This is a genomic window from Xanthomonas dyei, assembly GCF_002939865.1.
Taxonomy (GTDB): domain Bacteria; phylum Pseudomonadota; class Gammaproteobacteria; order Xanthomonadales; family Xanthomonadaceae; genus Xanthomonas; species Xanthomonas dyei.
In genome coordinates this window covers 101373-126966 of record NZ_MDEE01000002.1, presented here as the reverse complement: position 1 = coordinate 126966, position 25594 = coordinate 101373, and the positions used below count along the sequence as shown (strand labels likewise).

21 protein-coding genes and 1 other RNA gene are annotated in these 25594 nt (G+C 64.8%); 14 read left to right on the top strand and 8 right to left on the bottom strand.

What is annotated here, in order from left to right:
• Positions 1–421 precede the first annotated feature (421 nt).
• The 3 genes from XdyCFBP7245_RS03115 to XdyCFBP7245_RS03105 all read left to right on the top strand — a co-directional run bounded on the left by XdyCFBP7245_RS03115 (position 422) and on the right by XdyCFBP7245_RS03105 (position 2827).
• Positions 422–2029 carry a M4 family metallopeptidase gene (locus XdyCFBP7245_RS03115; protein WP_104614349.1) on the top strand — a complete coding sequence of 536 codons (1608 nt, stop codon included), beginning with the start codon at positions 422–424 and terminating at the stop codon, positions 2027–2029.
• A 109-nt stretch (positions 2030–2138) separates the two neighbouring features.
• Complete coding sequence (locus tag XdyCFBP7245_RS03110; RefSeq protein WP_104614348.1) at positions 2139–2624, top strand: Mpo1 family 2-hydroxy fatty acid dioxygenase; 486 nt, start codon at positions 2139–2141, stop codon at positions 2622–2624.
• A 126-nt stretch (positions 2625–2750) separates the two neighbouring features.
• A non-coding RNA gene (locus XdyCFBP7245_RS03105) (sX9 sRNA) lies at positions 2751–2827 on the top strand.
• An 80-nt stretch (positions 2828–2907) separates the two neighbouring features.
• Here XdyCFBP7245_RS03105 and XdyCFBP7245_RS03100 read toward each other — a convergent pair.
• Entirely contained in the window at positions 2908–3810 is a 903-nt protein-coding gene (locus XdyCFBP7245_RS03100) for an NAD-dependent epimerase/dehydratase family protein (RefSeq protein WP_104614347.1), read from the bottom strand.
• Between the two features lie 168 nt (positions 3811–3978).
• On the opposite strand from XdyCFBP7245_RS03100, the gene XdyCFBP7245_RS03095 reads away from it, so the two are divergent.
• The 6 genes from XdyCFBP7245_RS03095 to XdyCFBP7245_RS03070 are packed head-to-tail and all read left to right on the top strand — an operon-like array spanning position 3979 to position 9925.
• Positions 3979–6807: a monovalent cation/H+ antiporter subunit A gene (locus XdyCFBP7245_RS03095; RefSeq protein ID WP_104614346.1), complete on the top strand. Its 2829-nt coding sequence runs from the start codon at positions 3979–3981 to the stop codon at positions 6805–6807.
• Entirely contained in the window at positions 6807–7181 is a 375-nt protein-coding gene (locus XdyCFBP7245_RS03090) for a Na+/H+ antiporter subunit C (RefSeq protein WP_104614345.1), read from the top strand. The genes XdyCFBP7245_RS03095 and XdyCFBP7245_RS03090 overlap by 1 nt, the downstream gene beginning before the upstream one ends.
• Complete coding sequence (locus XdyCFBP7245_RS03085; RefSeq protein ID WP_104614344.1) at positions 7178–8722, top strand: monovalent cation/H+ antiporter subunit D; 1545 nt, start codon at positions 7178–7180, stop codon at positions 8720–8722. Before XdyCFBP7245_RS03090 ends, XdyCFBP7245_RS03085 begins: the two co-directional genes overlap by 4 nt.
• On the top strand, positions 8719–9225 hold the full coding sequence (locus XdyCFBP7245_RS03080) for a Na+/H+ antiporter subunit E (RefSeq protein ID WP_104614343.1): 507 nt from the start codon (positions 8719–8721) through the stop codon (positions 9223–9225). Before XdyCFBP7245_RS03085 ends, XdyCFBP7245_RS03080 begins: the two co-directional genes overlap by 4 nt.
• A complete protein-coding gene (locus tag XdyCFBP7245_RS03075; protein WP_055853273.1) occupies positions 9222–9506 on the top strand; it encodes a K+/H+ antiporter subunit F in 285 nt (94 codons plus the stop codon). The genes XdyCFBP7245_RS03080 and XdyCFBP7245_RS03075 overlap by 4 nt, the downstream gene beginning before the upstream one ends.
• Entirely contained in the window at positions 9503–9925 is a 423-nt protein-coding gene (locus XdyCFBP7245_RS03070; protein ID WP_104614342.1) for a Na+/H+ antiporter subunit G, read from the top strand. The genes XdyCFBP7245_RS03075 and XdyCFBP7245_RS03070 overlap by 4 nt, the downstream gene beginning before the upstream one ends.
• Positions 9926–10299: 374 nt before the next feature.
• Here XdyCFBP7245_RS03070 and XdyCFBP7245_RS03065 read toward each other — a convergent pair whose 3' ends face one another.
• The gene (locus tag XdyCFBP7245_RS03065; protein WP_104614341.1) at positions 10300–10947 is read right to left on the bottom strand and encodes a lectin; all 648 of its coding nucleotides are present in this window, start codon (positions 10945–10947) and stop codon (positions 10300–10302) included.
• 141 nt (positions 10948–11088) lie between these two features.
• Between XdyCFBP7245_RS03065 and XdyCFBP7245_RS03060 the strand changes: the two genes are divergently transcribed.
• The gene (locus XdyCFBP7245_RS03060; RefSeq protein WP_104614340.1) at positions 11089–11646 is read left to right on the top strand and encodes a hypothetical protein; all 558 of its coding nucleotides are present in this window, start codon (positions 11089–11091) and stop codon (positions 11644–11646) included.
• A 453-nt stretch (positions 11647–12099) separates the two neighbouring features.
• Here the strand turns inward: XdyCFBP7245_RS03060 and hmgA are convergent, their stop codons facing one another.
• From hmgA to hppD, 3 genes are all read right to left on the bottom strand, one after another.
• Positions 12100–13413, bottom strand: a complete 1314-nt coding sequence (hmgA, locus tag XdyCFBP7245_RS03050) for a homogentisate 1,2-dioxygenase (RefSeq protein ID WP_104614338.1) — start codon at positions 13411–13413, stop codon at positions 12100–12102.
• A gap of 60 nt (positions 13414–13473) precedes the next feature.
• Positions 13474–13866, bottom strand: a complete 393-nt coding sequence (locus tag XdyCFBP7245_RS03045; RefSeq protein ID WP_104614337.1) for an endonuclease domain-containing protein — start codon at positions 13864–13866, stop codon at positions 13474–13476.
• A gap of 278 nt (positions 13867–14144) precedes the next feature.
• Entirely contained in the window at positions 14145–15260 is a 1116-nt protein-coding gene (gene hppD / locus XdyCFBP7245_RS03040) for a 4-hydroxyphenylpyruvate dioxygenase (protein WP_211287633.1), read from the bottom strand.
• A 122-nt stretch (positions 15261–15382) separates the two neighbouring features.
• On the opposite strand from hppD, the gene XdyCFBP7245_RS03035 reads away from it, so the two are divergent.
• Positions 15383–15871, top strand: coding sequence for a MarR family winged helix-turn-helix transcriptional regulator (locus tag XdyCFBP7245_RS03035; protein ID WP_104614335.1), 489 nt, complete (start codon positions 15383–15385; stop codon positions 15869–15871).
• A gap of 294 nt (positions 15872–16165) precedes the next feature.
• On the opposite strand, the gene XdyCFBP7245_RS03030 is transcribed toward XdyCFBP7245_RS03035, so the two are convergent.
• The 3 genes from XdyCFBP7245_RS03030 to XdyCFBP7245_RS03020 form a co-directional block, all read right to left on the bottom strand.
• Complete coding sequence (locus tag XdyCFBP7245_RS03030) at positions 16166–16756, bottom strand: thioredoxin family protein (RefSeq protein ID WP_104614334.1); 591 nt, start codon at positions 16754–16756, stop codon at positions 16166–16168.
• Positions 16757–16767: 11 nt separating this feature from the next.
• Complete coding sequence (locus tag XdyCFBP7245_RS03025) at positions 16768–18288, bottom strand: peptide MFS transporter (protein ID WP_104614333.1); 1521 nt, start codon at positions 18286–18288, stop codon at positions 16768–16770.
• Between the two features lie 177 nt (positions 18289–18465).
• On the bottom strand, positions 18466–19362 hold the full coding sequence (locus XdyCFBP7245_RS03020) for a tryptophan 2,3-dioxygenase (RefSeq protein ID WP_104614332.1): 897 nt from the start codon (positions 19360–19362) through the stop codon (positions 18466–18468).
• Between the two features lie 315 nt (positions 19363–19677).
• Between XdyCFBP7245_RS03020 and XdyCFBP7245_RS03015 the strand changes: the two genes are divergently transcribed.
• The 3 genes from XdyCFBP7245_RS03015 (at position 19678) to XdyCFBP7245_RS03005 (ending at position 25594) form a co-directional block, all read left to right on the top strand.
• The gene (locus tag XdyCFBP7245_RS03015) at positions 19678–23265 is read left to right on the top strand and encodes a lamin tail domain-containing protein (RefSeq protein WP_104614331.1); all 3588 of its coding nucleotides are present in this window, start codon (positions 19678–19680) and stop codon (positions 23263–23265) included.
• A gap of 177 nt (positions 23266–23442) precedes the next feature.
• Entirely contained in the window at positions 23443–24531 is a 1089-nt protein-coding gene (pdhA, locus tag XdyCFBP7245_RS03010; RefSeq protein ID WP_104614330.1) for a pyruvate dehydrogenase (acetyl-transferring) E1 component subunit alpha, read from the top strand.
• On the top strand, positions 24524–25594 hold the full coding sequence (locus XdyCFBP7245_RS03005; protein WP_055853297.1) for an alpha-ketoacid dehydrogenase subunit beta: 1071 nt from the start codon (positions 24524–24526) through the stop codon (positions 25592–25594). The genes pdhA and XdyCFBP7245_RS03005 overlap by 8 nt, the downstream gene beginning before the upstream one ends.

Sequence of the window (25594 nt, the reverse complement as noted above, 5' to 3'; positions counted from 1 at the left end):
GCCTGCATGGCCGGCTTTTTTGTGCCTGCCTTGTACCTGCCCAGGGCTCTATGCACTCGCCTAGAAGTGAGACGTCATCCATTTGAATGTTGCATTCATGGAGACGCGTCGTTCGCCTTGCTTGTCTGCCGCACTCCGCGCACCTGGGCGCATTTCCCACGAAACCTGTTGAACACATAGAGAGCTTGCGCAGACGCAAACGTGCAGATGCCCTGCACGCAGTGGGACAGGCACATCTCTGCGATGCGGTCCGCATCGCAAAGTGGCCGGGCGCACAGAACGCAACACATCCGTAATTTTTACTAATGTCCAGTTCGGGACTGTGCAAGCGTAGCTGCCGGCACCCAAGGTGCCATCGGCGACCGGCTGTCGGGGGGGTGCCGTCGGTCTTTGCATTGCACGTTTTCTGGAGAGAGTCGTCATGCAATTCCATGTATTGGGCGCGGCAATCTGCTGCGCGCTATCGTTTTCTGCTGTCGCTACCGCTGCTGATTTGTCTGCCAACGCGGCCGTGTCGCGCGCGCAGTCCCTGCTGGGAAACAACGCCGCAGCGCTGGCCAATCGTGCACCGGCCGATGCCTTTATCGCGCGCGACAGCATCGTCGATGCCGATGGCACCGAGCATGTGCGCTTCGATCGTACCTATCAGGGTTTGCCGGTCATCGGCGGCGATGTGGTGGTGCATTCGCGGCGCGGAGTGATGCGGCAGTTGAGTCAAACCATGGACACCAACCTGCGTCCCAGCCTGCTGCCGGGCATCGATACGGCCACCGCATTGCGCGTAGCTGGTGCGCAATTCGATGTGCCGCAGGCTGCCGCGCCACGCGCCAGCCTTGCGCTGTACGCGCGGCAAGGCGCACCGCGACTGGTGTATGAAGTGATCTATAGCGGTATCAAACCCGATCAGACGCCGACCGAAATGCATTACATCGTCGATGCGGCCGATCAACGCATTCTCGAATCCTGGGACACGGTGCATACCGCATGCGCGGGCGGCACCAGTGCGTCCGGTACCGGACGCTCGCTGTATGCGGGCAGCGTGGCGCTGTCGACCACGCGTTGCAGCAGCGGGTATGAGCTGACCGATCTGAGCCGCGGTGGCGGCGCCACCTACAACCTGCGCAATGCCACCTCCGGCAACGGCACCTTGATCACCGATGCCGACAACACCTGGGGCAACGGCGCTACCAGCGATACGGTCACGGTGGCTGCCGACGCGCACTTCGGCGTGGCGCTGACCTGGGATTACTTCAAGAACACCCACGCGCGCACCGGGATCGCCAACGACGGCAAGGGCGCGCGCAGCCGCGTGCATTACGGAAGCCGCTACAACAATGCATTCTGGTCGGACGACTACTTCTGCATGACCTTCGGCGACGGCGACGGCGACGGCGACGGCAGCAGCCTGACGCCACTGGTGTCGGTGGATGTGGCCGGCCACGAGATGACCCACGGCGTGACCAGCCGCTCGGCACGGCTGGTGTATTCGGGCGAATCCGGAGGGTTGAACGAAGCCACCTCCGACATCATGGGCAGCATGGTGGAGTACTACGCCAATAACCCGACCGAGCCTGGCAATTACCTGATCGGCGAAAAAATCATTCCCCGCAACAGCACTGGCACGCTGGCGTTGCGCTACATGTTCAAGCCGAGCCTGGACGGCGATTCGCCGGATTGCTACAGCAGCAGCCTGGGCTCGCTCAACGTGCATTACAGCTCCGGTGTGGCCAACCACTTCTACTACCTGTTGGCCGAAGGCGCGGTGGTGCCGAGCGGTTTCGGCGCAGGCACCAGCTACAACGTGACCCCGGCCGGGCTGGTCTGCAACGGCAATACCGCATTGACGGCGATCGGCCGGGCTGCGGCCAGCCGTATCTGGTATCGCGCACTCACCGTCTATATGACGTCCTCCACCAATTACGCGGCCGCACGTCGGGCGACATTGAGCGCGGCCACCGATCTGTATGGCGGCACCTCCACCCAGTACCGTGCGGTGGCCGCCGCCTGGAGTGCGGTGTCGGTCAACTGATGCTGTCCGGGCCTCCCCACGCCATTGGGGCGTGGTGGGGCCCGGTCACCGGCGTAGTGCCACTGCGGCCGTTCGCACGCGTATGCTTGGGTCATTCCTGGGAGGGAACATGACCGAACGCACCACGACCGCACGACCGATCGAGCGCTATTTCGCCAGCTATTCCGACGATCACCGCAACGACACCAATCAGCTGATCCACGTGGTGGCGGTGCCGGCAATCCTGTGGTCGGTGGTGGGGCTGCTGTGGTGCATTCCGGTGGGCGGCACCTGGTTCAGCAGTGGCGTGTGGGCGGCGCTGTCGATGTTTGCGGCGTGGTCGTATTACAACCGGCTGTCGCGCCCGCTCGGGCTGGGCATGCTGGGCATCTTTTTTTTCTTCGGCTGCCTGTGCCGGTTGATCGAAGGCCGGGTTGGGCTGACCGGATTATTCGCCACCGCGCTGACGGTGTTCGTGCTGGCGTGGATTGCGCAATTTGTCGGCCACAAGATCGAAGGCCGCAAGCCGAGCTTTCTGACCGATCTGACCTATCTGCTGATCGGGCCGATCTGGGTGCTGGCCAAGGTGTATCGGCAGTTGGGTTGGCGCTACTGAGTGCGGTGAGCGCATAGGCCCGGCAGATGCGAGGCCACGCAGCTGTCATCCCGTTTAAAGCGGCTAACAAAACGACTGGGCTCACTGCCAGGCGGCCGGTGCTCGATGCTCGATGCTCGATGCAGCATGTACCACGCGCACCTTCCGGTTCTGAGTGCGACGTCCGTACCCACCTGACGACTGTTCGCTACGGTTTGTTAGTCGCGCGTGACCACTGCGACTGTCGGCGCGTCGAACCCGCTATGCGCTGCTCAACACCGCGACCGGACGCGTGCGCAATCGCTTACTCGCCGATACCGAGCTCTTCTGGCAATGGGCGGAACGCGCGCGGGGCGTATCCAAAATCGCGACGTGCCGGTTCCAGGTCGAATACCAGATCGTCGCGCATGCGTTGAAGCACCGCTGCGTTCATGCCACGCAGGCGGCCCAGGCGTTGCGCGGCAGTCAGCGCCAACCCGAACAGGCCCGGTGGCACCTGATAGAGCCGCGCCGGCCGTGGCAGCGCCTCCAGCACCCGTTCCACCATCTGCGTGTAAGCCAGCACTTCGCCGCCGCCCACCGCGTAGCTGCGTTGCTGGGTCGCCACTTGGCCGATCACCGCCAGCGCCGCGCTGGCCAGGTCGTCCACATGCACCGGCTGACGCAAACCGGTGGCATTGGCGGGCAGCACGAAGGCGCCGGTGCGCTGCGCCAGGCCGGCAATCTGGGTGAGCGTCTTGTCGCGTCCGGCACCGTAGACCAGGGTCGGGCGCAACACGGTAGCGGTGGCGCCACGCGCCATGGCTGCAGAAAACAGCGCCTGTTCGGCATGCGCCAGCCGTCGCGCCACGTCGCGCTCGGCCGCATCGATCGAATGTTCCTTGACCTCCACGCTGGTGGAGCCGAACGCCACGATGCGTGGTGCGGCCACCGGGTTTTCGGCATACCAGCGGGCGAAGTGGTCCAGCGGTCCGCAGCTGAAGATCACCTCGAACGCCTCGCCCGCGGCGGCCGGCACGGCCAGATCGCCTTGCCGCCAGATCAACCCGGAGCGCGCTGCGCGCGGATACCGCGACCATGCCGTCACCTGCCAGCCGCGGCTCAACAGCCGGGTCAACAGGCGCTCGCCAATCTGCCCGCTGCCGCCGAACACCAGGGCACGCGGCGCAGACACAGCGGTGGACGGAGCGGGATGGGCAGCGGTCACAGGGAAACTACGCGGTGATGAATGACAGCAGCATACCGAGTCCCTCAGGCCGATGCGCCTGCCGTTTGGCGGGGAAGCCCTCGCATGCACGCCACCGGCGTTGACACGGGCGTCAGTCAACGTTTTGTTAAACTCTCTAGCCTGCTCGCGAATCTATGTGTTCCCTGCATGCTTTTTCCGTTGGAAATTCTGCTGGCGCTGCCCTTTGTGATGGCCGCCGCCGCTGTGCTGTTCGCGCGCGCGCCACGTTCGCTCACTGCGTGGTTGGCCGCGGCCGCGCCGTTGGTCGGCTTGCTGGTGCTTGCCAGCTTGACGCCGGCAGTGCTGCGCGGCGAGGTGATCCGTAGCGAGCATGCGTGGTTGCCGCAGATCGGGTTGATGTTCTCGCTGCGGCTCGATGGGCTGGCCTGGATGTTCGCGCTGCTGGTGCTGGGCATCGGCGCGCTGGTGGTGATGTATGCGCATTACTACCTGAGCGCACGCGATAGCGCGTCGCGCTTCTTCGCCTATCTGTTGCTGTTCATGGGCGCGATGCTCGGCATGGTGCTGTCGGGCAATCTGCTGTTGCTGATGGTGTTCTGGGAACTCACCAGCATCAGTTCATTCCTGCTGATCGGGTTTTGGTCGCACCGCAAGGATGCGCGCGAGGGCGCGCGCATGGCGTTCGTGCTGACCGCCGGCGGTGGGCTCGCGCTGCTGGGCGGCGTGCTGATGCTCGGCCGCATCGTCGGCAGTTTTCAGCTGGATGCGGTGCTGGCCGCAGGCGAGGTGATCCGCGCCAGCCCGCTGTATCCGTCTGCATTGGGATTGGTACTGCTGGGCATCTTTACCAAGAGCGCGCAGTTTCCGTTCCACTTCTGGTTGCCGCAGGCGATGGCCGCGCCCACCCCGGTGTCGGCGTACCTGCACTCGGCCACGATGGTGAAGGCCGGGGTGTTTTTGCTGGCGCGTCTGCATCCGGCACTGGCCGGCACCGATCTGTTTTTTTACACCGTCACCAGTATCGGCGCGATCACGCTGTTGCTGGGTGCGTGGTACGCGATCTTCCAGCACGACCTCAAAGGCGTGCTGGCCTACTCCACCATCTCGCATCTTGGCCTGATTACGATGCTGTTCGGCCTGTCGACACCGATGGCCGTGGTGGCGGGCGTGTTCCACATCCTCAACCACGCGGTGTTCAAGGCGTCGTTGTTCATGGCCGCGGGCATCATCGACCACGAGACCGGCACGCGCGACATGCGCAGGCTGGGCAATCTGCGCCGCTTGATGCCGTTCACCAGTGCGTTGGCAATCATCGCGTCGCTGGCGATGGCCGGCATTCCGCTGCTCAACGGCTTCCTGTCCAAGGAAATGTTCTTTGCGGTGGCGCTGGACACGCAAGCGCCGCAGCTGATGCGCATACTGGCGAGTATTGCGGCCTTGCTGGCCGGCCTGCTCGGCGTGGCCTACAGCCTGCGGTTCGTGCACGACACCTTCTTCGGCGACGGCCCACGCGCGCTGGAGACCACGCCGCACGAGCCGCCGCGCTGGATGAAGATCCCGGTGGAAGTGCTGGTGCTGATCTGCCTGGCGGTCGGCATCGTGCCGGCGTGGACGGTGGCGCCGGTGCTGCGCGCCGGTGCCAGCGCGATTCTTGGCGACCGCTTGCCCGACTACAGTCTGGCGCTGTGGCACGGCTTCAACTGGCCACTGGCCATGAGCATCGCCGGCATGATCGGCGGCACGCTGCTCTACATGGCGATCCGCCGCATGCTGGATCTGTATGCGGTGCAGAATCGCTCGCCCGGCAAGGCGGTGTTCCACTGGAATCTACGTGCGCTATTTGCCGCCACCACGCACATGACCGACACGATCACCAACGGCAATCTGCAGCGCATGCTGATGTTGCTGGTGCTGAGTGCGGTGGTGGTGGCGCTGGTGCCGTTCCTGCAGGGCGGCACGCTGCCGGCCTGGCCGGCACCCACCCCGATGCCGTTGCTGGGCTGGATGGTCTGGCTGCTGTTGATCGCCTGCGCGCTGGGCAGCCTGTTTTTGTACAGGCAGCGCCTACTGGCGGTGCTGGTACTCGGCGGCACCGGGCTGGCGGTCAGCCTGACTTTCGTATTCCTGTCCGCGCCGGATCTGGCACTGACACAGCTGCTGGTGGAGATGGTGACGCTGGTGCTGATGCTGCTGGCGATGAATTACCTACCCGAACGCTCGCTGCCCGAGCGCGCGCGGCTGCGCAAGATTCGCGATGTCTGCATAGCGATCGTGGGCGGCGCCGGTCTGGCCGCGTTGTCGTACACCTTGATGACGCAATCCAGCCACACGGTTGCCGGCGAACTGCTGCAACGCGCACTGCCTGAGGCGTATGGCCGCAACGTGGTCAACGTGATCCTGGTGGATTTCCGCGGTTTCGACACCTTTGGTGAGATCACCGTGTTCGCGATTGCAGGCTTGGTGGTGCATGCGCTGTTGCGACGCTCGCGCATGGCACCGGAACGCAACATGCCGGGGCCGGCGATACGCTTGCCGGTGCCGGCGGATCTGGCGCAGATCATGTTCCCGCTGACCTTGACGGTGTCGCTGTTCCTGTTCCTGCGCGGGCACAACGCACCCGGCGGGGGCTTTATCGCCGGGCTGGTGCTGGCGGTGCCGTTGCTGATGCAGTACGTGATCCAGGGCGCCGCATCGGTGGAGTCGCGCTTCGGCTTCGACTACATCCGGCTGATCGGCATCGGCTTGTTGTGCGCATTGCTCAGCGGTGCCGGCTCGCTGCTCTTCGGCTTGCCGTTCTTGAGCAGCGGGCACGCCAACATCCCGTTGCCGTTGCTGGGCGAGCTGGAACTTGCCAGCGCGCTGGGCTTCGATACCGGGGTGTATCTGGTGGTGTTCGGTGCGGCCATGTTGATGCTGTCGATGATGGGCACGATCAAACCCTCGCGCACGCGCAGTTCGCAGCGCGGCGAGATCGACCCCACCCAACGTTCGACACGCACCGCGGAGCAGGATTGATGGAATTGGCAGTGGCAAGCGCGATCGGCGTCCTCACCGCACTGGCGATCTATCTGCTGCTGCGTGCGCGCAGCTTCGATGTGATCCTGGGGATGACCTTCCTGTCGTATGCGACCAACCTGCTGATCTTCGCCGGTGGGCGGCTGCGCAGTGGCCAGCCGCCGGTGCTGCGCGACGGCGTGCCGATGGACCTGCAGCATTACACCGACCCGTTGCCGCAGGCGTTGGTGCTGACCGCGATCGTGATCGCTTTTGCGATGACGGCGGTGAGCCTGGTGCTGGCGATCCGCAGCCGCAGCGATAACGGCAGCGACCATGTGGATGCGCATGAAGATGCCGCCACCGGCATGGACACGCGGCAGGCGCGGCGATGAATCATCTTTTGATCCTGCCGATTCTGATCCCGATGCTGGGCGCATCCGCATCGCTGTTCGTCGAGCACCGCCGCTATGGACCGCGCGTACAACGAAGCGTGGCCTGGGTGAGCATGGCGTTGCTGGCGGCCGCGGTAATCGCGTTATTGACACGTGCCGCCGATGGCGGCGTGCTGGTGTATCTGCTCGGCGACTGGCCGGCGCGGTTCGGCATCGTGCTGATGGGCGACCGGCTGTCGGCCTGGATGTTGTTGACGACCTTGATCCTGGCCTCGGCCTGCCTGCTGCATGCCTGCGCCGGCTGGGACCGGCGCGCGCCGCACTTCCATGCCTTGTTCCAGTTCCAGCTGATGGGCTTGAACGGCGCGTTTTTGACCGGCGACATCTTCAACCTGTTCGTGTTCTTCGAAGTGATGCTGATCGCCTCCTACGGGCTGTTGCTCAGTGGCGGGCGCGGCCTGCAGATGCGCATCGGCCTGCATTACGTGGTGTTCAACGTGTGCGCGTCGACGCTGTTTCTGATTGCGCTGGGCTTGGTGTTTGGGGTGTTCGGCACGCTCAACATGGCCGAACTGGCGCAGCGCATTGCCGAGCTGCCGGCGCAGGACGTGCCGCTGGCCAAGGCTGCGCTGGGATTGTTGCTGCTGGTGTTCTGCAGCAAGGCCGCGTTGCTGCCGCTGTACTTGTGGCTGCCGGAAACCTACTCGCGTGCGCCGGCCGCGGTGGCTGCGCTGTTCGCGATCATGACCAAGGTCGGGCTGTACGCAACCTTGCGCGTGTCGTCGCTGTGGTTTGGCGCCGGTGCCGGCGCGCTGCATGGCTTTGGCCGGCATGCGCTGCTGTGGCTGGGCATTGCGACGCTGCTGATGGCCGCCTTCGGAGTGATGGCCGCATCGCGGCTGCGGGTGATGGTGTCGTATCTGGTGGTGTTTTCGGCAGCGACCTTGTTCATCGCCTTCTCGCTCGATGATGCGGGCGCGTTGGGCGCGGGTCTGTACTACCTGCCGCACAGCAGCTTTGTGGCCGCGGCCTTGTTCCTGGTGTCGGACCTGATCCGGCGTCGTCGTGGTACCGCCAGCGACCGCAAGGAAGTGGTGGCGCCGCTGCCGGGGCGGGCGATCCCCGGCGCGATGTTCCTGATCGCTGCAATTGCAGTGGCTGGCCTGCCGCCGTTGTCCGGATTTCTCGCCAAGGCGGCCTTGTTGCAGCATGTGCCCGACGGCCTGGTCGGGCCGGTCTGGGGCGCGATTCTCGGCAGCAGCCTGCTGGTGGTGATCGGTTTGACCCGGGCTGGCGTGCGGCTGTTCTGGCGCGTGCCGGAGGCAGTGGAGGACACGCCAGCCCTGCAACCGCAGCGGCGCGGCCGCATGCGGCCGGTGGAGACCGCCGCCACGATCCTGCTGCTGACCGGGCTGGTGGCGATGACGGTCGCTGCCGACCCGCTGATGCGCTACACCGATGCCGCCGCCGCGCAGCTGCGCGACCCCGGTGCCTACGTTGATCAGGTGCGCGCGACCACGCCGCAGCGGAGGCAGCCATGACCGCACAAGTTTCGTGGCAACGCCGGCTGTTTCCATCGGCGCCGCTGAGCGTGATGGTCTTCGTGTTCTGGCTGCTGCTCAGCGACAGCTTCGGGCCGCAGCAGTGGGTGCTGGGCGCGCTGTTGGGCGTGGTGGTGCCGATCTTCGCTGCACGGCTGGACCGCGAATTCGCCCGCATCGGCTCGTTGCGCTCGGTACCGCGCATGTTGCTGGTGGTGGCCGCCGACATCGTGCGTTCCAACATCAAGGTGTCCATCCAGGTGCTGGGCCCGGAATCGCGCATCCATCCCGGGTTTATCTGGGTGCCGCTGGATATCGCCAATATCCATGGCATTGCCGCGCTGACCAGCATGATCACGCTCACGCCGGGCACGGTGTCGGCGGCGTTGTCGGACGACCGCAAATACCTGCTGGTGCACGTGCTGCATCTGGACGACCCGGACGCGTTGATCGCCGAGATCAAGACCCGCTACGAAAAGCCTCTGATGGAGATCTTTCCATGACCGGTCATATGTTCATCGAATCGACCATCGTCATCTGCATGCACACGGTGGGCCTGGCCATCCTGATGGCGCTATGGCGGCTGCTACGCGGGCCGACGGTGCCCGACCGCATTTTGGCGCTGGACACGCTGTCCATCACCGCCATCGCCGAACTGATGCTGCTGGGCATGTATCTGGATTCGCCGATCTATTTCGAGGCGGCGCTGGTGATTGCGATGCTGGGCTTCGGTAGCACCGTGGTGCTGAGCAAGTACGTGCTGCGTCGGGATATCGTCGAATGATCGCACTCACCGAATATCTGCTGAGCGCGCTGCTGCTGGTCGGTACCTTCTTCATCCTGATCGGTGCGTTCGGGCTGGTCAAACTGTCGGACTTCTTCAAACGGCTGCATGCGCCGACCAAGGCCAGCACGCTGGGCGTGGGCTGTGTGCTGCTGGGCTCGGTGGGGTATCACCTGTTCCTGGGCGTGGACCCGCAACCGCGCGAGCTGCTGATCACCGTGTTTCTGTTCATCACCGCGCCGATCAGCGCGCACATGATGGCCAAGGCTGCGTTGTCGTTGATGATGGAAGACCGCCCGGAAGTACCCAATCACGGCGATATGGAAAAAGAAGGCCTGCCAACGCCGGCCACCGAAGGTGATGTCGGCGGGAACGCAGAGACCGCCAAGCAACATGAGCGGCCTGCATCTAAGCGGTGATCTCGCGCGGCACCGGTGACGCGAGTGCGCGATTTTGCTCAGTACGCAATACGCAATCTGACGGTGACGCTGCGGCACCCGCGATAGATGCAACGCTACTTCAGGGGTTGCGATACAGCGTCTGTGCGGAGCGCAGAAAACCCTGCGTTGAGTGTGTGTTGATAGCGCTCCGGTAAACCTCGACCACGATCCCCTTTACATCGTTCATCCGCGGCGCCCGTCGGCGGTTGAACCAGCAGGGCACGGCCGATCCATGGTCAGTAGCGCTGCTGGCGCCAGCAGCACCCATCTACCCCAGCGTGATATTCCGCCGTGGCTGCAGCGGCTGCATCTGCAGCGACACGCACACACCGGCATACGATGTGGCGCGCAGCTCAGCCGCAGCCTTCCACATAATCGACTTGCGGTGCCTGCCCAACCCGCCAGCTGCTGACCGTGCCGCCGGCATCGGTCTCGAAGACCAGCGCAGACTGCCTCGCAGCATCGGCATGGCGCAGCGTCTGCGCACCGGGCAGGTATTTGTGCGGCTGTGCGTCCAAGCCCTCGGGATACAGCGCGCGCAGCTGCGCCACCGTCATGCCGACCTTGCCGCCGCCGGGCGCGATTTCCTTCGGCTCGTTGGTCTGGTAACGCACCAGGTGATCGCCTTCGAACATGAAACCGAATCGACGCGCGTCATCGGCCCACTGCGGGCGCAGCACGTAACAGCCGCCGTCGCTGGCGGTGTCGCCACGCAATTCGCCACCCCAGGCCTTGCGCGCCTGTACGGCATCCATGCCCAACCACAGGTCGCCGTAGCCATCCATCCGCGCTAGCGTGGTGGGCTGCTGACGCAGATGCGGGGGAAACGTGCCGGGCGGGGCGGTTGCCGGCGGCACTGCGTCTGCGGGCTGATCGTTGGCAGACGCGACCGGTGCATGCGCGGTATCGGCCGGCGCTTGCGCAGCCGGCACATCGTCGCCGCGATGACAGCCGGCCACCACCAGCACCACACCTATCCAACCAAGCAGTCTGCGTGTCATCGATGCGCTCCAGTAGGCCTTGTCCCAGCCTACACAGCCGGCATCGCGGCGATGTGCAGGCCGCAGCTACCTGCCGTCGCGGTGATGTCATCGGCGCTTCATTGGCAGCGGTCACGCTGTCGGCTTCGCAGGACTGCCGCCATGACCCCACGCAAGACCGAGCTCGCCCTGACCGCGCTGCAATCGCACCGCAGCCCACTGACGTTACTGCAGCGCCGTGCGTTGATCCTGGCCGATGGGCAGCGCGATCTGACGTCACTGGCACTGTTGCTAGGCGACAACGGAGCCGTATTGGTGCAGACGCTGTGCACACTGGGATACCTGACCGACGCTGAAGATGCGCCAGCCAGTGCATCGCGTATGACTGCTCCCATGCGGGCGGTGGCACCGCTTTCTGCAGCGCCCGCGACTGTCCACGCGCCGCCAGTCACTACGCCCACCGAAGAAGACCTGCAACGCCTGCGCCGTCGGGCTGCCACCAACGCGCGCCTGTACCTGCTCGACATCCTGCAGTTGCAGCGCAACCCGGTGGCGGTGGTATTGCACCGGCAGTTGCAGGCCGCACGCGCGGAACCGGAGATCGGCATCGCCATCAATACGGCGCTGCGTGAACTTCCGCAATTCACCTCGGCTTCGTATACGCAACGCGTGCGCGCCCGGATCGAAGAGCTACTGCCGGATGCGTTGCAGGCTGCGTGATGCCGGCCGGCACGCGGATGCGATTTTGGAGCGCAGCACGCGAATGTCGGCGATGAACTCCAAGCACTCGGTCATTTCCTGGCGATCGCCGAGACCAACGCTGCCTGCTATTGTCGCAGTCCGTCGCAGTCCGTCGCAGCGGCGATGCCAAGCCAATGGCCAAGAGCACGCCAGCACCTGCGTTGCGCTGAATGCACGTGAGCGTGCAATGGGTGCCGGTGAGGCGACGGCACGGCAGTGCCCGCGTTGGAAACGTCGGCCCCGATTGCACGCTATTGCCGGCGGCGCAAACCGATTTGATCGGCGCGCGTGGAGCAGTCAAGAAACCGTAGCGAGCAGTCGTCAGGTGCGTGTGGGCTGCGCACTCAAAACCGGATCGCACGAGGGAATGTGCCGCACCGAGCACCGGCCGCGCCCGCCTGGCGGTGAGCGCAGCCGTTTTGCTAGCCGCGCTTAGTCCACCGAGCCAGATGTCGGTGCCTTGAACCCTGCACGCAAGCCGGACCAGCATTGCTGGTAGTCGCCTTGTCGATGGGAGGCCTGTAGCGCCTGCTGGGTAGGGCGTAATACCGCGCGGGTTTCGAACATGAAGGCCATGGTCTCGGCGATGACGTCCGGGCGCGACAGATCCGCCTGCGAGGCCTTGTCGAAGGTTGCCGCATCCGGGCCGTGCCCGCTCATGCAGTTGTGCAGCGACGCGCCGCCGGGTGCGAAGCCCTCGGCCTTGGCGTCGTACACGCCATGCACCAATCCCATGAACTCGCTGGCCACATTGCGGTGGAACCACGGTGGGCGGAAGGTGTGCTGCGCCACCAGCCAGCGCGGCGGGAAGATCGCAAAATCCATGTTGGCCGTGCCGTGCGTGTCGCTGGGCGAGGTCAGCACGGTGAAGATGCTGGGGTCGGGGTGATCGAAACTGATCGAGCCGATGGTGTTGAAGCGGCGCAGATCGTAGCGATACGGCGCGTAATTGCCGTGCCAGGCCACCACATCCAAGGGCGAATGCCCGATGTCCGCACGCCATAGATGGCCCTGAAATTTAGCCACCAGCTCGAACGCGCCTTCGCGCTGCTCGAAGGCGGCGTGCGGGGTCTGGAAGTCGCGCGGATTGGCCAGGCCGTTCGCACCGATCGGGCCCAGGTCGGGCAGGCGCAACAAGCCACCGAAGTTTTCGCAGACATAGCCGCGCGCGGTGTCGTCGCGCAGCTCGACACGGAAGCGCACGCCGCGCGGAATCACGCCAATCTGCTGTGGCTCCAGCTCCAGCACGCCAAGCTCGGTGTGCACCCGTAGCCGGCCCAGCTGCGGCACCAGCAACAACTCGCCATCGGCGTTATAGAAAAAGCGATCGTGCATGGAGGCGTTGGCCGCATACAGGTGCACGGCCACCCCGGTCATCGCCTCGGGGCCGCCATTGCCGGCCATGGTGTAGAGGCCATCGATGAAATCTGTGGGCGCGGTCGGCAGCGGCAACGGACTCCAGCGTAGTTGATCCGGCGGCACCGGCCCGCTGCCGAACGCGTTGTGGAGCTGCGACTGCTCGATCAGGGAGAAGCTGCCATGCACGGCCGCCGGGCGAATGCGGTACAGCCAACTGCGCCGGTTCTCGCCGCGCGGTGCGGTGAACGCGGTGCCCGACAACTGCTCGGCATACAGCCCGTGCGCCACGCGCTGCGGCGAGTTCTGCCCGACCGGCAGGCTGCCCGGCACCGCTTCGGTAGCGAACTCGTTGCCGAAGCCGGTCATGTAATGCTGCTGGTTGTGCATGGTGGCGCGTCCGGATGTTGCCCCTCCTCCTCGACCGCAGAAGGCTGGGCTTGGGGTGAATCAAGCCCCTCTCCCGTCGGGAGAGGGGTTGGGGTGAGGGTACGGTGTAGCGGCCATCTTGAAGATCGCCTCGACCACCGCATCCAGCGAAAGCAACACATCGTTGTTCCAGAAGCGCAGCACTGTCCATCCCTTGGACTGCAACCACCGCGTCCTTGCCTGATCGCTGAATGCTGGGTGCTGCGATCCATCCAGTTCAACAATCAACATTAGTTCGATGCAACAAAAATCTGCGATGTAAGGCGGAATCGGATGCTGACGCCTGAATTTGCAACCTTGTAGCTGATTGCTGCGGAGACAGCGCCAAAGCGCATGCTCTGCTTCTGTCATCCCTGCCCGTAACGCACGCGCGTTGGTGAGCGCAACGGTGGGTAATGGCGGTTTGATTTTCATCGCTCCACCGTACTCTTACCCCAACCCCTCTCCCGCAGGGAGAGGGGCTTTAACCACGCGCGTCTTCGTTGCCCTGTGTTGTCAGAAAAACACCTTGCCTGGGCGTACTCGATTGCGGCCACTTGCCTAACGCTTCGTCTCATAAGCACCGGAACTACATTCGACCTGACGGACAGACAGGCGCGACACCGCAACAATCAGCACCACTTCAAACCCGCGCCGACGCAGCTAATGGCACCGACCACAAATCTCGAACGGCGAATCACCAATCCCCGCCCTCAAAGCACCCCGCGCTTGATCTGGTCGCGCTCGATGCTCTCGAACAGCGCCTGGAAATTGCCTTCGCCAAAGCCTTCATTGCCCTTGCGCTGGATGATCTCGAAGAAGATCGGGCCGATGCTGTTGGTGGTGAAGATCTGCAGCAATTTGCGCTGCTTGGTGTCCACGTCCGCATCGATCAGGATCTTGTTGCGGCGCAGACGCGCGACGTCTTCGCCGTGATCGGGGATGCGCAGGTCCACCACGTCGAAATAGGTGTCCGGCGTATCCAGAAAGCTCACGCCGGCGGCGCGCATCTTTTCCACGCTGGCGTAGATGTCGTCGGTGAAGCAGGCGATGTGCTGGATGCCTTCGCCCTGATAGGCGTCCAGATATTCGTTGATCTGGCTCTTGGGGTCGGACGATTCGTTGAGCGGAATGCGCACGATGCCATCGGGCGCGGTCATCGCTTTGGACACCAGGCCGGTCTTGGCGCCCTTGATGTCGAAGTAGCGGATTTCGCGGAAGTTGAACAAGCGTTCGTAGTAATCCGACCAACGCTGCATGTTGCCGAAATACAGGTTGTGGGTGAGGTGGTCGATGAAGGTCAGGCCGAAGCCGGCCGGGTGTTGGTCGGCGCCTTCGATGGGCTCGAAGTCGGCGTCGTAGATGCTGCCGGCATCGCCATAGCGGTCCACCAGATACAGCATGCAATCGCCGATGCCCTTGACCACCGGTGCCGGCACCGCGCGCGTCTGGGGCTTGTTCTGCACCGCTTCGCCGCCGTTGCCCAGCACCGTCTGCAGCACGGTGTCGGCCGGGGTGCGGAAGCGGATGGCAAAGCCGCAGGCGCAGGGGCCGTGGGCGGCCGCAAAATCGGCGGCAAACGCGTCGGGGTCTTCGTTGAGCAGGAAATTGACCCCGCCCTGGCGATAGACGGTAATGGCGCGGCTACGGTGGCGCAGCACCGCGCTGAAGCCCATCTTGCGAAAATACTCGTGCAGTTGTGCGGCCTGGCCGGCGGGTGCGGCGAATTCGACGAATTCGAACCCGTCGATTCCCATCGGATTGTCGAAGGTGGTGACCTGCATCCCCGGATCGGGGCGGGCTACAGTGGTGTTCGGTTGTGCGCTCATCGTCGTTTCTCCACGCTAGGCGGCCCGCGGGGCTATGCGGGGTGGCAGAAGACCCGCGAGAATGCGCAGGCCACCCCTCGTTTGTAGTTGCAAATGAAACCAAAATCAAGACACAGTGCAACATGAGCGATCACGACATCTCCAACCCGCCGCAACATCCCGTGCTGCTCAACCTTGAGCAGTTCCTGCCGTATCGCCTCAGCGTGCTGTCCAACCGCATCAGCGCCAACATCGCCAAGGTCTACGGCGACCGCTACGGCATGGCCATTCCCGAGTGGCGGGTGATCACCATCCTGGCGCTGTATCCGGGCTCGTCGGCCAGCGAGGTCTCCGACCGCACCGCGATGGACAAAGTTGCCGTGAGTCGCGCGGTGGCGCGGCTGCTGGAACGGGGCTTCATCCGCCGCGAGACCCACGGCGACGACCGCCGCCGCTCGATGCTGGCGCTGTCGCCGGCCGGGCGCCAGGTGTACGAAACCGTCGCACCGCTGGTCAACGAAATGGAACAACGGCTGATGTCGGTGTTCAGTGATGAAGAACAGCAAACGCTGGAACGGCTGATCGACCGGCTGGCCAAGGATGGGCTACCGCGCATGGCCGGCAAGGACTGAGCTTCGCTTTGCAGGACGGCAGCTGGCGTTCGTGCAGCGCTGCGTTGATCGGGTTGGGCGCGGGTACGCCGCGCTGCAAGGCACGCGGCTGACGCCGACGTCGCCGAGTGTGTTGCGCGATCGCTGCGGGCACTGCGTTATTGCAGGCGGCGATGCCCAACCCGCTCGCGTCAGCGGGCATCGCATGCAAAGGTCCATGCACATCTGCGTGGTCTTCGGACACCGCGCCTGGACAGATATCCACAAAAAACCCCGCAGCAGTGCGGGGTTTTTGTATGACGCATTCGCAGGAGATCAGGCTTCCGGCGGCGCCCACTGCTTGAGGAAGTCGAACAGCTTCTTGCGATCGAAGCCCTCGCCCTTGCGCAGCTCCGGGCTGGTCTGCGTGGTCAGCAGCTTGCCGTCGTTGTCCAACACCAACAGCGACGGGTAGTCGTTGAGTTGAGCAAACTGCGACAGGAACGCGGCGTTTTCGTTGGCCGCATCGCGATTGACCTTGACCACCACAAAATGCGCATCGCGGAAGCTGCGCAGCTCTGCATCGCCGCCCATCAGCTCGTCCAGCGTCTTGCACGGCTCGCAGGCGGCGTTGCCCACGTTGAGTACGATGCGCTTGCCGCCGCGCTTGGCCTCGACCTTGGCCGTTTCCAGATCGGCAGCCGGATCGCGCGACGGGTCGTACTGCGCATTGAGCGCGGCCGCCGCCGCGATGTCGGCTGCGGTGGGCGTATTGCCCGAGGACACCGGCTGGCTGGGGTCGGCACTGGGTGGCTTCTGCATCGACGTATCCAGCGGCCGTGGCGCCTCCTGTTGCTCGGCGTGCTGCCCGCAGGCACTCAACAGACCGGCCAGCAGCAGGCCACAGACAATGGGTTTGATCGGCATCGCTTTTCTCCTCACTTCACACCATGCATCAGCTTGTTGACCAATGGGGCAATCAGCAGCAGCAACACCCCCGCAGCGATCAACGACCAGAAGCCAAAAGTGTAGCCCTTCAATGCAGACGCGACGGTCATGCCGGTCTCGCCGCTTACCGCGGAAGCGAAGATTCCGGAGAGATTGTTACCAATCGCGGCCGACAGGAACCAGCCTCCCATGGCCAAACCGACCACTTTGGCCGGCGCCAGCTTGGTTGTCATCGACAAGCCGATCGGAGACAAGCACAGCTCGCCGACGGTCTGGATGACATAGACCATGAACAACGTCCAGAAGGGAATCTTGCCGGCATCGTCGACCAGGGCCGACAAGGCGTACATCAGCAGTGCAAAGGCCAGACCGTTGAAGATCAGACCCAAGCCGAACTTGCGCGGGATTGACGGGTTGGCCGATTTCAGCGCGACCCACAGCCACACGAACACCGGGCCAAGCACCAGAATTGCCAACGTATTGACCGATTGGAACCAACCCACCGGGAACATCCAGCCGCCCAGGTCGCGCTCGACGATGTTCTGGGCAAGGAAATTGAACGAACTGCCCGCCTGCTCGAAGAACATGAAGAACATCACGTTGAACACAAAGACGATCAGCATGGCGACAGCGCGATCGCGTTGTACCTTGCCTTCACGGATGCCTTCGAACAGGATCAGTCCGCACAGGGCAAGGAACAGAATGGTCAGGATCCAACCAAGGATGCTGGCATCGATCAGCAGCAGCCCGTAGGCGACCGGAATGGCAACAATCGTGCCCACCAGGACCGCCAGCGTTCGGCCCATGCCTTCTCCGCCAACCGGCGGCAAACCGACCGGTCCGAGTTGGCGACGCCCCATCCAGAACCAGACCAGACTGATCAACATGCCCACGCCGGAGGCGATGAACACGTACTTGTAAGCCGGCATCGCTTCAGTGCCGAACAGCTTGTCGGCAAGCAGGCCGGTCAGGATCGGCGCAACGAAGCCGCCCGCATTGATGCCCATGTAGAAAATCGTGAATCCCGAATCCCGGCGTGGGTCATTGAGCGGATACAGCTTACCGACCATGGTCGAGACATTCGGCTTGAACAGGCCGTTGCCGGCGATGATGGTCGCCAGGCCGATCTTGAACACCTGGTCGTTCGGCACCGCGATCAGGAACAGACCGACCGACATGACGACTGCACCGATCAACAGTGAGCGTTGGTAGCCGATCAATCGATCCGCGACGAAGCCCCCAAACAGTGCCGAGGCGTAGACCAGCGCCAGATAGGCGCCGTAGAGCCGGTTGGCCGGCGCCTCGCCGACACCAGACCCGTTGTAGAACTCGGCCACGATATAGAGCGTCAGCGCCCAGCGAATGCCGTAGAACGCAAAGCGTTCCCAGAACTCGGTCATGAACAGCATCCACAGCGGCCGGGGGTGGCCAAGCAGTGTGGGGAACTCGGGAGGCGCAGGCGGCTGCGGCGGGGTGGAAGCGGATGTCGGCGCAGTTGCGTCAACGCTCATGTGGTGTCCCTTGCGTATTCAGTAATGGCTGGGTGCCCCAGGGCGGAACCCTGGGCGACGCGCGAGGATCACTTAGACGTCATGTACGCGTCAAATTCGCCGGAGTCGGCGACCTGATGGCGGTGGGCGGGACGTGCGGGACTCGGCCTTGGCGACCTGCTCGGCGTTTCGCCTTGATCAGCCCTTGGCAGCGTCCGTATCACCCTGCGGCGCCCGGCTTTGCACACCCACCGAGGTGCGGACGTCGAACAGTTCCGGGAAGAACGTCAGCGCCAGCGCCTGCTGTAAAAATCCCACGCCGCTGGAGCCGCCGGTGCCGCGCTTGAAGCCGATCACCCGCATCACGGTGCGCATGTGGCGAAAGCGCCAGAGCTGGAATTGGGTTTCCACATCCACCAGGTCCTCGCACAGCGCGTATTCGCGCCAGTAGCGGTCGGTGTTTTCGTAGATGCGCTCGAACACCGGGCGCAGGGCGTCGTCGGCAACATGCGCGGCGGTCCAGTCGCGGGCTTGATACTGCTGCGGGATCGCATGGCCGAAGCGAGCCAGGTAACGCAGGAATTCTTCGTACAGGCTGGGCGCTTCGAGCACCTCGCGCAGGCGCTCCTGGCCCTGTCGGTCATAAGCGAACACCTGCAGCATCTGCGGGTTTTTGTTGCCCAGCAGAAACTCGATATAGCGGTATTGCAGCGACTGGAACCCCGACGAGGGGCCGAGCACATCGCGAAAACCCATGTACTCGCTGGGGGTCAGCGTCTCCAGCACCGACCATTGCTCGGTGAGCTGGCGCAACACCTGCTTGCTGCGCGCCAGCACCTTGCGGCACTGCCAGACCTCGTTGCGTTGCAGGTGCACGATCGCCGCACGCAACTCGTGCGCCAGCAGCTTCAGCCAGAGCTCGGAGGTCTGGTGCTGAATGATGAACAGCATCTCGTCGTGGTGCGCCGGCTCGGACAGCGGCTGCTGCGCGGACAACAGCTGATCCAGCCGCAGATAGCCGCCGTAGGTCAGCCGCCCCTCCAGGTCGGTGTGGATGCCGGGTTCCAGGTCACGCAGGTTCTTGTCGACGGGCATGGCAGTGCAGATGGATCGGGCCGGTCAGGGTAGCTCAGCGGCGGGGATTGGGTTTGGCGGTTTGCGGTTGAGTCATGCCGCGCAGACCCGGCGACTCATCGAGCGCCACACGTCCAGGCGTGCTCGACGCCGGGACTTATTTCGCTTCTGAACCACCCGGCCAGCCGCCAGTGCAGTCTCAGCCAGTGCACCGCTGTCACAGTATCGTCAACCAAGGTCTGCAAATTCATGCAGAATCGAACGGCGCTGCCGGCCAGGGACGTGGCCGGACCAGGGGAGCGTTTCACGTCTCAAGGATCAGGGGACTCTCATCTCATGCATGTGTTGCAGTGTCGTGCAGCCGTATTTCTCTGTGCGCTGGCCGTTGCCGGCCACGCCAATGCCCAGGTCGTCATCAGCCAGGTCTATGGCGGTGGCGGCAATAGCGGCGCCACCCTCCGCAGCGATTTCATCGAGCTGCACAACATCGGCAGTACCGCGGTCAGCCTCGACGGCTGGTCGGTGCAGTACGCCTCGGCCGCCGGCAGCAGCTGGCAGGCCACCCCGTTGGCAGGCAGCGTGCCGGCCGGCGGGTATTACCTGGTCAAGCAGGCCGATGGCAGCGGCGGCAGCGTTGCGCTGCCCACGCCCGATGCCACCGGCACCCTGGCCCTGAGCGGTACCGCCGGCAAGGTGGCGCTGAGCACCACCGCGTCCGCACTGAGCGGCGCCTGCCCCACCGGCAACGCCGATCTGGTCGGCTATGGCAGCAATGCCAGCTGCGCCGAAGGCAATGCGCCCACGCCGGCCCCCAGTAACACGCTGGCGGTGCTGCGCGGTGGCGATGGCTGCAGCGATACCGACAACAACGCGGCCGATTTCGCCACCGGCGCACCCATGCCGCGCAATAGCGCCAGCGCTGCGCGCCTATGCAGCGGCGGCGGCCAGCCGATCGCCACGTTGGACGATGTCAGCCAGGCCGAAGGCAATAGCGGCAGCCGCAGCGTCGTGTTCACGCTGAGCCTGAGCCAGCCGGCCGGTGCCGGCGGGGTGAGCTTCACCGCCGCCACGCGCGATGGCACGGCCACCGCCGGCAGCGACTACATCGGCCTGCCCGCGACCACCGTGCGCATTGCCGCAGGCGACCGCACCGCCACCATTTCGGTGGATGTGCTCGGCGACACCCTCTCCGAGCCGGACGAGCGTTTCAGCCTGCAGATCAGCGGCCTCACAGGCGCGCTGCCGGCCACGCTCAGTGCCACCGGCACCATCGTCAACGACGACTTCAATCTGTTGCCAATCCACAGCATCCAGGGCAAGGGCGCACGCTCGCCGCTGGACGGCCAGGTGGTGGCCACCTCCGGCATAGTGACCGCACGCCGCAGCGCCGGCTTCTTCCTGCAGGCCCCGGATACCGAGGGCGACGGCGACCCGGCCACCTCCGAAGGCGTCTACGTCTACACCGGCAGCGCCCCGCCGGAAGCGGCCGCCATCGGCAACCGGGTGCGCGTGCAGGGCACGGTGATCGAATACGTGCCCACCGCCGACCCGACCCAGCCGCCACTGACCGAAATCGGCGGCAGCGTCACCGTGCTGGCCGATTCCACCGGCAACCCGCTGCCGTCGCCGGTGCTGTTGCGCCCGGACTTCCCCAGCCCCACCGGCGCCTTCGATCAGCTCGAAGCGCTGGAAGGCATGCGCGTCGCCGCGCCCAGCCTCACCGTCAATGCGCCCACCGGCGGCAGCGTCAACGAGACCAACGCCACGGCCACCAGCAATGGCGTGTTCCATGCGGTGGTCACCGGCGTGCCGCGCGCCTTCCGCGAACCCGGCGTGCAGTTGCCCGACCCGCTGCCGGCCGCCGCGCCTGTCGGCGTGCCGCGCTGGAACACCAACCCGGAAGTGATCGCCGTCGGCAGTGCCGGCGTCGGCGCCGAGCGGCTGGATCTGGCCGCTGGTTGCCAGGTGCTCAATGTGGTCGGCCCGCTGGATTACAGCTTCCGCCGCTACACGCTGTACCCGGAACGCACCCCGCAGGTGTATTGCAACGATGCGGATAAACCGCGTCCGGCACCGATGCCGCAGGCCGACGATGTGTCCGTGGCCACCTACAACATGGAACGTTTCTTCGACGACCAGAACGACCCGGCCATCGGCGAACCGGTGCTCACCCCGGCCGCGTTCCAGGGCCGCCTCAACAAGGCTTCGCTGGCGATCCGCCGTTATCTGCATCTGCCCGACATCCTGGGTACGGTGGAAGTGGAAAACCTCAGCGTGTTGCAGGCATTGGCTGCACGCATCAATGCCGATACGGCAGGCTCCGGCCAACCGAATCCGCAATACGTGGCCTACCTGCAGGAAGGCAACGACGTCGGCGGCATCGACGTCGGCTTCCTGGTCAAGACCGCCGACGTTGCCGCCGGCGTGCCGCGCGTGGAAGTGCTTTCCATCGCGCAGGAAGGCAAGACCACCACCTGGACCGAGCCGGCGGGCGCTGTCAGCCTGCTCAACGACCGCCCGCCGCTGGTGCTCACGGCCAATGTGCATCAGGCCGACGGCCGCGTGCTGCCGCTGTCCGCCATCGTGGTGCATCAGCGCTCGCTCAACGGCGCCGAGACCGACGACGCAGCCGGTACCCGCATCCGCGCCAAGCGCCAGGCCCAGGCCGAGTATCTGGCGCGCCTGCTGCAGACGCGTCAGCAACTTAATCCGGCGGAAAACGTGCTGGTAATGGGCGACTTCAACGCCTTCGAGTTCAACGACGGCTATGTGGATGCGATGGGCACCGTCACCGGCAAACCGGCGCCGGATGTGCAGACCGTGGTCGGCGGCGATGGCGTGGATCTGGTCGACCCGGACTACACCGATCTGACCTGGTTCAACACGCCCGACCAGAGCTACTCGTACGCCTTCGATGGCAACGTGCAGTCGCTGGATCACATCCTGGCCAACGCGGCGCTGATGCGCGCACCCAACATCGCCTCGCTGTCGGTGGGCCATGCCCGCATCAATGCCGATTTCCCCGGCACCGCGCGCAACGATGCCAACACGCCCACCCGTCTTTCGGATCACGATCCCACCGTGGTGCTGTTGCGCATGACCAAGCAGGTGAACGCGGACTTGCGAGTGGCTGTCACCGCCGCGCGCGACCAGGTGGTCGAAGGCGAGCGCATCGACTACACCGTCGATGTCGAGAACCGTGGACCGGATCGTGCCCCGTTCACCGCGCTGGCATTGGTGTTCGACCTGCCGGCACGAGCGCGTCTCACTGCCCCGACGGGCTGGGTCTGCCAGAACCAGACCAACGCCACGCAGACCACGTTCACCTGCAATATCCCCCTGCTTGCGGCGGGATCTGCGCAGAGCTTTGCAGTGCAGCTGGATGCCAGCCCGGACCTGGCCGGACGCACCCTCACCCTGGCCGCCTCGGTGGCCTCGCAATCGCCCGACCCGCAGCCGGACAACAACACCGACACCGCGGCCGTCGTGGTGCAGGCACGGCCGCAGCCGCGTAGCGACCTGGCGGTGCGGTTCGATGGCCCGGCCAGTCTGCCGACCACCGCGTTCAACGCCAGCTACCGCGTGCTGCTGGACAACGTCGGTGCCGCGCCGGCGCAGCGTCCCGGCCTGGTGATCGAAGGCAATACGGTGTCTGCGTTGTCGCAGCTGGTGCCGCCGCAGGGCTGGCGCTGCGACAAACAGGTGCAGTCGCTGCGCAGTGCCCGCTTCGTGTGCAGCAGTGCGGCAGTGGTGCTGCCGGGCGCGCAGCTGGCCTTCCAGCTGACCGTGGCGGCCAAGCCGATCCCGGTCGACGGTGCCATCCGCGTGCAGGCAAGTGCCACGTCGGCATCGCCGGATGCCAACCCGGCCAACGATTCGGCGCTGATCGTCACCCCGATCGGCGGAGGCGCCGGCCGCCGCTAATTGCAGTGCACCACGTCGCAGTTTCTTACTGCGACAAAGGGCGCGGCCTGGTCCGCGCCCTTTTTTTTGTGCATGCCAGCATCATTATGTGTTGCGGTGCAGGACAGCGTTTTGCTTCGCCGTCCTTAACATGGCAACTCATATCATTTGAAACTTCTTGATGAAGGTGTCGCCGCAATGAGCGTAGCCGCGCAGTTCCAGATCGACTATCTGCAATACATGGACGCGGACGGCAACTTCGTCCGCGACGACCTGCCGGCCGACGCCGCCAATCCGCAAACCCTGCTCGCCCTGTTCAAGCGCATGCTGTTCGTGCGCACCTTCGACAGCAAGTCGGTGGCCCTGCAGCGCACCGGCAAGCTCGGCACCTACGCTGCCAGCCTGGGCCACGAAGCCACGCATGTGGGCATCGGTGCCTCGATGCGCAGCGGCGACGTGTTTGCGCCCAGCTACCGCGAGTACGGCACCATGTTCGAGCGCGGCGTACGTCCGCGCGATGTACTGCTGTACTGGGGCGGTGACGAGCGCGGCAGCGATTATCCGCGCGATGCCGATGCGGCCATCGACTTCCCGATCTGCGTGCCGATTTCCACCCAGTGCCTGCACGCGGCCGGTTCCGCGCTGTCGTTCAAACTGCAGAACAAGCCGCAGGTGGCGGTGGCCTGCTGCGGCGATGGCGGCAGCTCCAAGACCGACTTCTATGCCGCGCTCAATTCGGCCGGCGCCTACAAGCTGCCGCTGATCCTGTGCGTGATCAACAACGGCTGGGCGATCTCGGTGCCGCGTTCGGCGCAGACCGGTGCGCAGACGCTGGCGCAAAAGGGGCTGGCCGGCGGCCTGCATTGCCTGCAGGTGGACGGCAACGATCTGATCGCGGTGCTCGAAGCGATGCGTCAGGCGCGCGTGCGTGCGCTGGCCGGCGAAGGCGGCACGGTGATCGAGTTCATGACCTATCGCCTCACCGACCACACCACCGCCGACGATGCGCGCCGCTATCGCGGCGAAGACGAGGTCAAACAGGCCTGGACGCGCGAACCGCTGCTGCGTCTGCGGACCTATCTCACCGCGCAAGGTCTGTGGGACCAGGCGCAGGAAGACGCGTGGAAGACCGAATGCGGCGCGCGTATCGACGAAGAGGTCAACGCCTATCTCAATACCCCGGTGCAGCCGGTGGAGGCCATGTTCGATTACCTCTATGGCGACCCGCCGGCGCAGTTGCTGGCGCAGCGTGCCGAAGTGATGGCCCTGGAGGCGCGTCATGGATGAGCTCAAGCAGGTACACGCGGAAACCTCGCACCACGCCAGTGCCCCCTACAACGCCGCAGCCACGCGCGGAGACAGTGCCATGAGTTCACCCATCACCTTGATCGAAGCCATCACCCAGGCGCTGGCCTGGGAGCTGGAGCACGACCCCGCAGTGCTGGTGCTGGGCGAGGACGTGGGCGTCAACGGCGGCGTGTTCCGCGCCACTGCCGGCCTGCAGCAGCGCTTCGGCAGCGAGCGCGTGCTCGATACCCCGCTGGATGAAACCACCATCGCCGGCCTCAGCGTCGGCCTGGCCGCACAAGGCATGAAGCCGGTGGCCGAAGCGCAGTTCGACGGCTTCGTGTATCCCATGGTCGATCACCTGATCTGCCACGCCGCACGCCTGCGCAACCGTACCCGTGGCCGCCTGCATTGCCCGATGGTGCTGCGCGTGCCGTGGGGCGGCGGCATCCGCGCACCGGAACATCACAGCGAAGCCAACGAAGCCATCTTCACCAACGTGCCCGGTTTGCGCGTGGTGCTGCCGTCCTCGCCGCAGCGCGCGTACGGCCTGTTGCTGGCCGCGATCCGCGACCCGGATCCGGTGATCTACATGGAGCCCAAGCGCATCTATCGGCAATACAAGGAAGTGGTCGCCAACGATGGCGAAGCATTGCCGCTGGATGTGTGCTTCGTGCTGCGCGACGGCACCGACGTCACCCTGGTCACCTGGGGCGCGCAGGTCAAAGAAGCGCTGGAAGCGGCCGACAAACTCGCTGGCGAAGGCATCAGCGCCGAAGTCATCGACGTGGCCACGCTGCGCCCGCTGGACTTCGACACCATTGCCGAATCGGTGGCCAAGACCGGCCGCTGCGTGATCGTGCAGGAGGCACCGCGCACCGCCGGCTTCGGTGCCGAGATCGCCGCCCAGCTCGCCGAAAAATCGATGTACGACCTGCTCGCGCCGGTCGAACGCGTCACCGGTTACGACACGCATATCCCGCTGTTCCGGCTGGAAATGAAGTATCTGCCGAGCGTGGAGCGGATCGTCACGGCAGCGCGCCGTGCGGTGGCTGCGGGCTGA

What these genes read in the sequence shown, in the direction of transcription:
- XdyCFBP7245_RS03115 (WP_104614349.1), top strand. Translation starts at nt 422, where the DNA reads ATGCAATTCCATGTATTGGGCGCGGCAATCTGCTGCGCGCTATCGTTT.
- XdyCFBP7245_RS03110 (WP_104614348.1), top strand. Translation starts at nt 2,139, where the DNA reads ATGACCGAACGCACCACGACCGCACGACCGATCGAGCGCTATTTCGCC.
- XdyCFBP7245_RS03095 (WP_104614346.1), top strand. Translation starts at nt 3,979, where the DNA reads ATGCTTTTTCCGTTGGAAATTCTGCTGGCGCTGCCCTTTGTGATGGCC.
- XdyCFBP7245_RS03090 (WP_104614345.1), top strand. Translation starts at nt 6,807, where the DNA reads ATGGAATTGGCAGTGGCAAGCGCGATCGGCGTCCTCACCGCACTGGCG.
- XdyCFBP7245_RS03085 (WP_104614344.1), top strand. Translation starts at nt 7,178, where the DNA reads ATGAATCATCTTTTGATCCTGCCGATTCTGATCCCGATGCTGGGCGCA.
- XdyCFBP7245_RS03080 (WP_104614343.1), top strand. Translation starts at nt 8,719, where the DNA reads ATGACCGCACAAGTTTCGTGGCAACGCCGGCTGTTTCCATCGGCGCCG.
- XdyCFBP7245_RS03075 (WP_055853273.1), top strand. Translation starts at nt 9,222, where the DNA reads ATGACCGGTCATATGTTCATCGAATCGACCATCGTCATCTGCATGCAC.
- XdyCFBP7245_RS03070 (WP_104614342.1), top strand. Translation starts at nt 9,503, where the DNA reads ATGATCGCACTCACCGAATATCTGCTGAGCGCGCTGCTGCTGGTCGGT.
- XdyCFBP7245_RS03065 (WP_104614341.1), bottom strand. Translation starts at nt 10,947, where the DNA reads ATGACACGCAGACTGCTTGGTTGGATAGGTGTGGTGCTGGTGGTGGCC.
- XdyCFBP7245_RS03060 (WP_104614340.1), top strand. Translation starts at nt 11,089, where the DNA reads ATGACCCCACGCAAGACCGAGCTCGCCCTGACCGCGCTGCAATCGCAC.
- hmgA (WP_104614338.1), bottom strand. Translation starts at nt 13,413, where the DNA reads ATGCACAACCAGCAGCATTACATGACCGGCTTCGGCAACGAGTTCGCT.
- XdyCFBP7245_RS03045 (WP_104614337.1), bottom strand. Translation starts at nt 13,866, where the DNA reads ATGAAAATCAAACCGCCATTACCCACCGTTGCGCTCACCAACGCGCGT.
- hppD (WP_211287633.1), bottom strand. Translation starts at nt 15,260, where the DNA reads ATGAGCGCACAACCGAACACCACTGTAGCCCGCCCCGATCCGGGGATG.
- XdyCFBP7245_RS03035 (WP_104614335.1), top strand. Translation starts at nt 15,383, where the DNA reads ATGAGCGATCACGACATCTCCAACCCGCCGCAACATCCCGTGCTGCTC.
- XdyCFBP7245_RS03030 (WP_104614334.1), bottom strand. Translation starts at nt 16,756, where the DNA reads ATGCCGATCAAACCCATTGTCTGTGGCCTGCTGCTGGCCGGTCTGTTG.
- XdyCFBP7245_RS03025 (WP_104614333.1), bottom strand. Translation starts at nt 18,288, where the DNA reads ATGAGCGTTGACGCAACTGCGCCGACATCCGCTTCCACCCCGCCGCAG.
- XdyCFBP7245_RS03020 (WP_104614332.1), bottom strand. Translation starts at nt 19,362, where the DNA reads ATGCCCGTCGACAAGAACCTGCGTGACCTGGAACCCGGCATCCACACC.
- XdyCFBP7245_RS03015 (WP_104614331.1), top strand. Translation starts at nt 19,678, where the DNA reads ATGCATGTGTTGCAGTGTCGTGCAGCCGTATTTCTCTGTGCGCTGGCC.
- pdhA (WP_104614330.1), top strand. Translation starts at nt 23,443, where the DNA reads ATGAGCGTAGCCGCGCAGTTCCAGATCGACTATCTGCAATACATGGAC.
- XdyCFBP7245_RS03005 (WP_055853297.1), top strand. Translation starts at nt 24,524, where the DNA reads ATGGATGAGCTCAAGCAGGTACACGCGGAAACCTCGCACCACGCCAGT.